A 9,746-nucleotide genomic window follows, 5' to 3' on the forward strand; every position below is an offset into this window, starting at 1 on the left:
GGTGTGGGAACCCCTCGCGGGACGGTCAAGGCGGGTGTGGAGGACGAAGGTGGTCCACGAACAGCAGCTGACTGAGGCGTTCGTCAGCCTGGCCGACAGCCTGGTCGCCGACTACGACGTCGCGGATCTGCTGCACCGGCTGGCCGATCACTGCGTCACCCTGCTCGACGTCGCGGCCGCCGGTCTGCTGCTGGCCGACCAGCGCGGCAGCCTGCAGGTCGTGGCGGCCTCCTCGGAGACCAGCCGGCTGCTCGAGCTGTTCCAGCTCCAGCACGACCAGGGACCGTGCCTGGACTCCTACCGCACGGGCACGGCCGTCACCGTCCCCGACGTCGCCCTGGCCACCGACCGCTGGCCGATCTTCGCGGCCGAGACGCTGGCCGCCGGCTACCAGTCGGTCCACGCGCTCCCGATGCGGCTGCGCGACGACGTGATCGGCACGTTGAACCTGTTCGGCGCCCGCCCCGGCCGCCTCGCCGACGCCGACGCCCGCGTCGGCCAGGCGCTCGCGGACGTGGCCACGATCGCCATCCTGCAGGAACGCGCGATCCGCCACCGCGAGATGCTCGCCGAGCAGCTACAGAACGCGCTCACCAGCCGGATCGTCATCGAACAGGCCAAAGGGGTACTCGCGGAACGTGGCCGCCTCGACATGGACGAGGCGTTCGACCGCCTGCGCCGCCACGCCCGCAACACCAACACCCGCCTCACCGACCTGGCCCGCGACATCGTCGCCGGGACGGTCGACAGCACCGCCGTGCTGACCCCCCAGCCCCGGCGCCAGCCAGGCCCAGGGTCTACGGCCTAGGCGGCGCTCAGGACAGGCCGGTGGCGGCGGAGGCCTCGGCGAGCGACGGCCAGTCGCGGCCCATCATCACCCAGCCGTCGTGGCCCGCCAGCGGGCTTTTGGGATCGTGCACCTTGACCTGCCAGCTGCCCGGGCTGGTCTCCCTGGCGAGCGCGGCCTTGCCGTCGCACGTCCCGTACTGGCTACCGAGCACAGCCGGCGACGTGGTGGAAGTCGGAGACGCTGAAGGCGCGGAACCGTTCTGAGCGGACATGAGGGCCTTCACAGAAGAGAGGCCACCGAGGTGCCCAACGTCGAGCCAGAACGCTCAACGGGACCGCGATGGCGAGGCGCGGCAGCCCGTCCGGGCCAACTGTTCGCCAACGGGTCCAGCCTACGCCGAGCCCGTCCAGCGGACCTCTCGAGAACGTCGCGATCAGCCCGGCGGAGGGTCCAGCCGCACCTGATCTGGTGGATTCGGGCGCCTCGGGGCAACACCAAACCCACCAGATCCGCGGCGGTCAGGTGGTGGCGGCGGCCTTGGCCAGGACCGGCTTGAGCTGCTCCAGCTGCCACGGGATGTTGAGGATCGTCGGGTTGTTGACCGCGCCCGCGGTGAAGGCGTCGACCTCCAGCACCCGTCCCGCCTTGACGGCCGGGATGTCGGTGAACAGCTTGTTCGCGTCCATCTCGGTCTTCAGGTCCGGCGTCGCGTACCCGATCAGCAGGAAGTCCGCGTCGAGCGCGCCGAGCTTCTCCATGCTCAGCTCCCGGTCCACCACGTTGGCGCTCACGCCGGGCGCGAGCTTCATCCCGAGCTCGGAGTAGAGCTGGACCGACACGGTCTTCGGGTCGTCGATCACCGCGAGGCCGCCGGACTCGTAGTAGAACGAGTAGCTGAACGTCTTGCCGGCGAGGCCGGGCAGGTCCGTCCTGACGTCCTGGATGGACTTCTCGGTCGCGGCGATCGCCTTCTGTTCGTCGGCGTCGCGACCGACGGCCTTGCCGATGATGGTGCTGTTCTCCTGCCAGGTCGCGAGGCCGGCGTCATCCGTGTAGCCGACGGTCGGCGCGATCTTCGAGAGCCGGTCGTAGTAGTCCGCCAGGCCGTAGAAGTTCGTGGCCAGGATCAGGTCCGGGTGCAGCGAGGCGATCTGCTCGAGGTTCAGGTCGCCGCTGGTGTCGAGGGCCGTGCTCTTCGACAGGTCGATCTTGCCCGAGAGCCAGGGGAAGACGCCGTCGGGCTTGTACTCGTTCTTCGCGTACGCGATCGGCGTGATGCCGAGCGTCGCCAGGGTGTCCTCCTCATAGCTGAGCGCGATGATCCGCTTCGGCTGGGCCGGGACGACCGTCGTGCCGAACTTGTTCTTCAGCGAGACGGGGAAGCTGCCCGCCGCCGCGCTCGCCGGCGCCGTGCCGCTGCCGCTGTCGCCACCGCTGCTGCCGCAGCCGGCCGCCGCGGCCAGCGCGGTGACGGCAAGGATCACCGCCACAAGAAGTCTCAGTCTGTGTCGCACTGCCGTCTCGTTTCCATGGTCAGGCCGCGCGCCAACGGCACGCGGAGTGTGGTGGTTTTCAGGACAAATTCGGGAGGGTCAGCGCTCGGCGGTCGATCTTGCCGCCTGCGGTGACCGGCAGCGTGCCGAGTACCGTCACGACGCTCGGCACCATGTACGGGGGAAGCTGGGTGGCACACCAGGCCAGCACCTCGTCGGCGACAGGCCGGTCGGCATGGACGCGGTCCAGGTCGGGGACGACGAACGCGAGGAGCCGGGGCGCCGCGGTGTCCTGGGAGAGCACGACCGCCGCCCGCCGAACCCACGGGTGTGCGGCCAGCGCGGCCTCGACCTCCTCCAGCTCCAGCCGCATCCCGCGGATCTTCACCTGGTTGTCGGCGCGGCCCACGAACTCCAGCCAGCCGGCCGTGGCGTTCCAGCGGGCGAGGTCGCCGGTCCGGTACATCCGCGCGCCGCCGCCGGCGAACGGGTCGGCGACGAATCGCGCGGCGGTCATCGCCGGGTTGTGCACGTAGCCACGGCCGAGCAGAAATCCGGCCACATAGAGCTCGCCGACCTCGCCGTCCGCGACGGCTTCCAGTCGGTTGTCGAGAAGGTGCAGCTGGGTGTGCGGATTGGGCCGGCCGATCGACGCGGCGAGGCGCTCCGCGCTGTCCCGGTAGATGACGTGGGAAACGCCGATCGTCGTTTCGGCCGGGCCGTAGCCGTGGTAGAGCGCGGTGCCGAGCTGGCCGCGGAAACGGGTGAAAAGCGCCGGCGTCAGCACCTCTCCCCCGCACCAGACATGGCGCAGCGACGCGAGCGCAGACGTCCCTTCCGCCGCCTCCAGAACAATGTCGAGCATCGACGAGACGAGATAGACGAAGGTGACCCGCTCCTGCTCGATCAGATCGACCAGATAACCCGGGTCGATCTCACCGTCCGGCTCCGCCACGATGACCCGGCCGCCGCGGACCAGGGGCAGCAGGATCTCGTTGATGGAGATGTCGAACGACAGCGGCGCCTTGAACAGGGACGCGTCGTCCGGGCCGAAACCGAACAGGTCATCGGCCTGCCACCGCAGCCGTTCGGCGATGGCGTCCTGGCGGATCATCGCCCCCTTCGGGGTACCGGTCGACCCGGAGGTGAACATCACGTAGGCCAGCCCGGCCGGCGGGGTCGGCAGGTCGAGCGGCTCGCCCGACTCCCCGGCCCAGGACCAGGCGCCCAGGCTGGCCGGGACCGCGGGAAGGCCGTCGGCCAGCTCACCGGAGGCGGCCTCTGCGCCGGCGACGACCAGCCGTGCCCGCGCCTCGGCGAGCACCTGGCGGCGGCGAGCCTCGGGCCAGGACGGCTCGACCGGGACGAACGCTCCGCCGGCGGCCAGCACCGCGAGCACCGCGATGACCATCTCCGCGGACCGGACCAGCCGGATGCCGACGATGTCCTCCGGGCCGAGGCCGCGGGCGCGCAGGGCACGGGCGAGCTGGAACACCCGCGTCCCGAGCTCCCGGTAGGTCAGCCGCCCCTCCGGCGCCACGAGCGCGGGCGCGTCGGGTGACCTCCGGACCTGGGCGGTGAACAGATCGGCGACGGTCGTGGTGGCCGGGGGCACGCTGAAGTCGTTCCAGTCTTTCAGCGCCGTGCGCCCGCCGGCCGTCCCGACGGGCGCCAGACCGTCCTCATAGCGCGAACTCACAACCATTCCCATCTGTCGGCGAAGAAACGTGGCGCTCGGCCGGTCCTAGAACTTCAGGTACATCTCGTCCGGAATGATCGGCTGGTGGTACGTACACACTCCGGACAGCACCGTGGAGCCGTGCAGCCGCGACTTCGGGATGAGAATCTTGTCGCCGTCGCTCAGCGAGATCTTGTGTGTGACGTTGTTCCAGAAATGCATGTCGCCGGACTCGATCATGACCAGCCGGTGTTCGTCGTGGACGTGCGTCGTCGACGTCTCGTCGCAGGACTCGACGAACGTGTCCAGATCGACCTCGATGCCCTCGGACGTGAGGTAGGCGTCGATCGCCCTGGCCTTCGCCTTGTGCTCGTCGATCGCGTCCGCCCAGGCCAGCTGCGCGGCGAGGTCGCGGTCCCACAGCCGGGCGAGGTGGGCCGCGTCGGCGAAGCCCGCGCGGAAGTCGGCCAGGGCCGCGCCGCCGGACAGCGCGAGCAGCGGACCCAGCAGCGAGTCGACCAGCTCGTCCAGCCCGGCCGGGGTGAGGGCGGCCGAGCCGAGGAGGTCCGGCCGGTGGCCTAGGCCCTCCTCGACCGCGTCGGCCCAGGCCCCGGCGGTGACCGCCGCGTCAAGGCGCTGGTGCACGAACGTACCGAGCAGCTCGGCATGCCGGCGCGGCGCGCGGGACAGCTGGTGCAGGTGGTTGCCCCGGGCCAGCGACGTGTTCAGGTACAGCTGCCAGTACGCGCCGACGGACGGGGTGAGGCCGGCCGCGGCGAGCAGGTCCGTCCAGCTGGCCGAGCTCGCCACCCAGCGCTGGTAGTCGTCGAGCAGCAGCGCCCGGGCAGCGGGGTGGGCGAGGTCGTACTCGCCGAGCGCGCCGCGCCCGATCGCCGTGCGCGCCGCGGGCAGGTAGGCCGAGAGCTGGAGCAGCGCGAACGTCGTCGCCTCGCGCCGGTCGCGGGTGGCACGCAGCACCGCGAACGCGTCGCCCGGATGGTCACGGCGCTCCTCCCAGTAGCCGCGCAGCTCCCGGCGCAGGACGTCGAGCGGGTCCCCGGCCACCGGGCCGTCCGGGCGAGCCGTGGCCAGGAAGGAGAACAGGTGGCGTTCGAGGACCGGCTGGGCGAGCGTGGCGCGCAGCCGGTTCGCCGGGCCGTAGAAGTCGGCGCCGTCCCGGTCGGCGGCCTCGTTGCGGCTCGGCGGCAGGTAGAGCAGGTCCGCGTCGTAGATGTTGCGCAGCATCCGGTGGCCGAGCAGACCGGAGAGCTTCAGCACGTCGTCGGCGGGCAGCTCGGTCCCGTAGTCCAGCCAGCCCAGGTCGGCGGGCCGGACCGGGCGCCGGTAGGGGTCGGCCTCGGTGGTCAGCTCCTCCCACTCGGCGGCGCGGAAGGCCGGGTTGGCCGCGAACGCGCGGACCAGCGCGTGCGCGCCTTCACCGTGCTGCGCGGCCTCGACCAGGTCGGCCAGCGTCATCGTCTGGTCGGGGGTCATCGGTTCCTCCTGCTGTGACTGGGCACGAGCGCGGCGACGGCGCGGCGGTCGATCTTGCCGGCCACCGTCAACGGCAGCTCGGCGAGCGGGACGAAGACCTCCGGGACCATGTGCCGGGGCAGCCGCTCGGCCAGCCAGGCGCGCAGCGCGGCCGCCTCGGGCTGGACCGCCCCGCCCTGGCGCACGTGGTAGGCGCGCAGCTCGTCCGTCCCGGCCTGGCCCGTGGCGAGCACGACGACGGCCTGGCGGACCCCGGGGTGGCGGGCCAGCACGTCCTCGATCTCCTCCAGCTCCACCCGGAAGCCGCCGATCTTGACCTGGTTGTCGGCCCGGCCCACGAACTCGATCTCCCCGTCGGCCCGGAACCGGGCCAGGTCCCCGGTCGCGTACATCCGGCCGCCCGGGTCCTGGCTGAACGGGTCGGGCACGAACCGGTCGGCGGTGCGACGCGGGTCGTTGAGGTAGCCGCGGGCGAGCGGCAGCCCGCTGACGAACAGCTCGCCGACCGCGCCGACCAGCACCGGGTTGTACTCGTCGTCCAGGACGCGGATCGTCGTGTTCGGGTTCGGGCGGCCGATCGAGACGCGTGCCTCGGGGGCGCCCGGCTCGAACACCCGGGAGGAGACGCCGATCGTCGCCTCGGCCGGCCCGTAGCCGTGGACCATCCGCGCGTCCCAGCGGTCCAGGAACCGGCGGTAGAGCTCGTCGGGCAGCACCTCGCCGCCACACCAGACGTGTCGCAGCGACCGCCCGGCCGCGGCGGCCTCCGGGCGGTCGAGCATCGCGCCGAGCAGGGACGTCCCGACATAGCAGAACGTCACCGCGTGCTCGCGGATGATCTCCAGCAGCGCGCCCGGGTCGCCGCCGGCCCGCGGCGGCGCCACCACGAGGCGCGCCCCGGTCGTCAGCGGCAGGAAGATCTCGTTGATCGAGATGTCGACACCCAGCGGCGCCTTGTGCAGCAGGACGTCGGCGGCCGTCAGGCCGAGCAGGTCGGCCTGCCAGCTCAGCCGGTTACAGATCGCCTGATGGCGGATCATCACCCCCTTGGGCTCGTTGGTCGACCCCGAGGTGTAGATCACGTAGGCCAGGTTCTCCATGTCGACGCCGAGGTCCGGGTCAGGCGCCGCGCCTGGGCCCGGCGCCGGGCGGGCGGGCGGGAGCGGCTCGACCGGCCGACCGGCCGCGTCCAGCCGGATCACCGGCACGTTCCCGGTCGGCGGGGCGTCGGCCGGATCGGCGGCCGGCAGGTCGGGCAGGGTGACGCCGGGCCGGGTGAGCACCGCCGCGATCCCGGCCCCGCCGGCGACGGCCACGAGGCGCCGGTCCGGCCAACCGGACTCCAGCGGGACGAAGGCGCCGCCGGCGCGCAGCACGCCGAGCAGCGCGACCGTCAGCGCGGCCGACCGCGGCACGCAGACCCCGACGGTCACCTCCGGGCCGACGCCCGTGGCGCGCAACCGGGCGGCGACCTCGTCGGCCCGACGTTCCAGCTCGGCGTAGGTAAGGGTGACGGCCGGGCCGCCGCCGTCGTCGAGGCCGACCACGGCGACCGCGTCGGGCGTCCGGCGGGCCTGGTCCGCCACCAGGGCGCTCAGCGAGCGGTCGACGAGCGGGCTGACGGGCCCGGCCGACCAGTCGTCGGCGACGGGCGAGGGTGTTGTGGGCGTGGTGGGCCGGGTCGAGACCATCGTCAGCGGCTTCCGGCTCCGGCCGAGACGGACATCCGGCGCCGGAGGCTGCGCGGGCGCAGGTCGCTCCAGGTCAGCTCGATGCTGTCCAGGCACTCGTTCCTGGTCCCGGTGACGGGCGTGTCGAACCAGCCGAGCGCGTTGCCGCGCTCCTGGGGCCACACCGAGTACTGCTGTTCCTGGTTGACGACCACCTTGAACAGCCGGGGCGACGGCTCCCCGTCGGGCGTGGGGTCGTCCGGCACGGGGTGCGCCTGCTGGGCCCTGGCGCCATGGGCCGCGCTTGCCCTGATGTCATGGGCCGCGTTTGCCCTGATGTCATGGGCCGCGACGGGAGGGTGGCCGGCCGCCTCCCATTTCGCGCGGAACGGGCACTTCTCGGCGACCGTGGCGTCGTCGCGTAGGAAGTACTGCTTCCACTCCCGGTTCGCCGGGTCCCCGTAGGAGCCCAGCAGCGGGGTCGAGTCCACCTCGTCCATCCGGCGCAGCCGCTCGCGGATCACCTTCCGGGCCGCCGCGCCGCGTGGGGTGGTCGGCGCGAGCCCCTCGAAGACCCAGCGCGGCTGGAACGTGATGTTGAAGACCGGGTTGCTCCGGCTGCGCAGCCGCCGATGCGCCGGGGTGTTGCAGACGACGAAGATCGGCGAGCCGCGGAAGCTGAACTCCCAGGCCGGGTCGTCGGTGTCGGTCGGGATGTCCGACGGCCAGGGCTCGCCGTCGCTGTCGTGCAGGTACCGCAGCAGCGACCAGAACCGCCGCTCGTACCCGAGGACGTCGTCGCTCTCCTGCCCGGCTGTCCCGTTGCCCGACCCGAAGAACACGACCAGCGAGGTGTTCCGCGAGATCGACTGGTAGGTCGCGAGGTAGCTGGCGAGGATGTCGGGCAGCACCGACCAGGTCTGCTCGTCGTACAGGTCGTCGACGAAGCCGAACCGCAGGCCGCCGCTGTTGGCGGCGGCCACCGCGAAGACGCAGGGAAACGGCTCGGCCTCGGACTTCAGGGTCGTGATCATGTCCCGGGCGCAGCCGGCGCCCCAGGCCGGCATCGGGCCGACGGCGAGGTCCAGCGCCTCCTCGTAAAAGGCGTCCTCGAGCAGGGGCTCGGCGGGCAGGGAACCGGTCGCGTCGGGGGTGCTCGCCGCGCGCACGTTAAGGATGTCTCGCACCTGGGTTCTCTCTTTGGTTGGCCGCGTGCCGATCCCGACCCGCGGTCGTGGTCTGGACTCAGCTGTGGCCGGCGGCGGCTGGTTCGGGTGAGCCGAGCCGGGCGGCTCGGGCGGCGAGCGCGTCGAGCGCGCGTAGCCAGCCGGCCGCGAGGCCGGTGACGACGGGGCCCGCCGGGCCGTCCGGTCCGGACGTCCACCGCGCGGTCAGCTCGGGGCCGGCCGGGCCGTCGACGACCCGAACGATCACGCTCAGGGCGAAGGGGTCCGGCTGGTCGGAGTTCCAGTCGGCGAAGAGCTCCTCGTCCTCCTCGGCGACCGCCCAGTCCGCCGTCCCGCCGCGGGTCAGCCGGCCGACGTAGTTCAGGTAGACCGTCGGCGCGGGTGCCGTCGCGAGGAGCGGCGCGGTGCGGGGGTTGAGGAAGCGCAGCATGCTGTAGTCGGTCCCGCCGTCCGGGATCTCCGCCATCAGCGCGTGTATCCGGGCCACCGTCGCGTCGAGGGACCGCTCGCCGGGCGCCGCGCCGTCCTCGGCCGGGTGCTCCAGCAGGAATGGGAAGATCTCGGCGAGCCAGCCGACCGTCCGGGACAGGTCCTGGTCGTCTACGACGTGCTCCTGGCGGCCGTGGGCCTGCACCGCGACAAGCGTCCCCGCCGGGCCGGGTCCGGTCTGCTCGGCCACGGCCAGAGACAGGGCCGCGAGCAGGAGCTCGTCCACCCCGACCCCGAACGCGGCCGGGACCGTCGAGAGCATTGATGTCGCCCGCGCCGGAGGCAGCGTCACGGTGACCGGTTCGGGTCTGGCGGACTCAGCAGCCTCGACCGGCTGGCCCGAGCCCGGCTCGCCCGAGCCCGACCAGGGCGCGGGAGTGGCGCGGCCGAGCAGGTCCAGCCAGAACGGCAGCCGCTCGTCGGTCCGCGGCGCGCGGGCCTGTGCGTCGAGACTGCTGGCCCAGCCGGCGAACGACACCGGCACGGGCGCCAGCTCGGGCCGTTTGCCGACCGCCAGCGCGCCCCCTGCCGCCGCGAGGTCCTCCAGGACGATCGACCAGGACACGCCGTCGATCAGCGCGTGATGGATGATCAGCAGCAGCCGGCCCGGCCGAGCGGGGCCGGCGTCCAGCCAGACCGCCCGGATCGTCTGCCCGCTGTCGGGGTCGAGCTCGGCGTTGGCCGTCGCGGCGAGCCCCTGGATCAGGGCCCGCCCCCGCGCGCCGTCGAAGCCGTCGCCGGCGGCGAGGTCGGTGACGTCTACCCGCCGGATCCAGGACCGGACGTCGACGTCGCCGCGCGGGACGATCGCCAGCGACCAGGCGGGCCCACCGTCGGGGGGGCGGGGGGGGGGGGCGGGCGGGGGGCGGGCGCGGGTCCCGCCTTCCCCGGCTTTCCGAACGTCTGGATGACCTACCTCGGTGTGGCCGACGCCGACGAGACGGC

The 9,746-nt window shown here is 72.7% G+C and carries 8 protein-coding genes; 1 reads left to right on the forward strand and 7 read right to left on the reverse strand.

Features of this window, described 5'->3' with window-relative positions; genetic code table 11:
• The first annotated feature begins 49 nt into the window (after window positions 1-49).
• Complete coding sequence (locus I6A60_RS01545) at window positions 50-808, forward strand: GAF and ANTAR domain-containing protein (RefSeq protein WP_203016225.1); 759 nt, start codon at window positions 50-52, stop codon at window positions 806-808.
• Between the two features lie 7 nt (window positions 809-815).
• On the opposite strand, the gene I6A60_RS01550 is transcribed toward I6A60_RS01545, so the two are convergent.
• The 7 genes from I6A60_RS01550 to I6A60_RS01580 all read right to left on the reverse strand — a co-directional run.
• The gene (locus tag I6A60_RS01550) at window positions 816-1,001 is read right to left on the reverse strand and encodes a hypothetical protein (RefSeq protein ID WP_307838652.1); all 186 of its coding nucleotides are present in this window, start codon (window positions 999-1,001) and stop codon (window positions 816-818) included.
• Between the two features lie 307 nt (window positions 1,002-1,308).
• Entirely contained in the window at window positions 1,309-2,304 is a 996-nt protein-coding gene (locus tag I6A60_RS01555; protein ID WP_203016222.1) for an iron-siderophore ABC transporter substrate-binding protein, read from the reverse strand.
• Window positions 2,305-2,362: 58 nt separating this feature from the next.
• The gene (locus I6A60_RS01560; protein ID WP_203016221.1) at window positions 2,363-3,994 is read right to left on the reverse strand and encodes an amino acid adenylation domain-containing protein; all 1,632 of its coding nucleotides are present in this window, start codon (window positions 3,992-3,994) and stop codon (window positions 2,363-2,365) included.
• 33 nt (window positions 3,995-4,027) lie between these two features.
• Complete coding sequence (locus tag I6A60_RS01565) at window positions 4,028-5,455, reverse strand: peptide synthetase (protein WP_203016213.1); 1,428 nt, start codon at window positions 5,453-5,455, stop codon at window positions 4,028-4,030.
• Window positions 5,452-7,146, reverse strand: coding sequence for an amino acid adenylation domain-containing protein (locus I6A60_RS01570; protein ID WP_203016211.1), 1,695 nt, complete (start codon window positions 7,144-7,146; stop codon window positions 5,452-5,454). Before I6A60_RS01570 ends, I6A60_RS01565 begins: the two co-directional genes overlap by 4 nt.
• Before the next feature lie 2 nt (window positions 7,147-7,148).
• Complete coding sequence (locus I6A60_RS01575; protein ID WP_203016206.1) at window positions 7,149-8,312, reverse strand: YqcI/YcgG family protein; 1,164 nt, start codon at window positions 8,310-8,312, stop codon at window positions 7,149-7,151.
• Between the two features lie 58 nt (window positions 8,313-8,370).
• Window positions 8,371-9,746, reverse strand: a 1,376-nt coding sequence (locus tag I6A60_RS01580; protein WP_238434544.1) for a condensation domain-containing protein, incomplete at its 5' end; no start/stop codon positions are given.

The sequence above is a fragment of the Frankia sp. AgB1.9 genome, assembly GCF_016786355.1.
GTDB lineage: Bacteria > Actinomycetota > Actinomycetes > Frankiales > Frankiaceae > Pseudofrankia.

Excerpts from the sequence above, each read along its gene's own strand:
- I6A60_RS01560 (WP_203016221.1), bottom strand. The coding sequence starts at position 3,994 with ATGGGAATGGTTGTGAGTTCGCGCTATGAGGACGGTCTGGCGCCCGTC.
- I6A60_RS01565 (WP_203016213.1), bottom strand. The coding sequence starts at position 5,455 with ATGACCCCCGACCAGACGATGACGCTGGCCGACCTGGTCGAGGCCGCG.
- I6A60_RS01570 (WP_203016211.1), bottom strand. The coding sequence starts at position 7,146 with ATGGTCTCGACCCGGCCCACCACGCCCACAACACCCTCGCCCGTCGCC.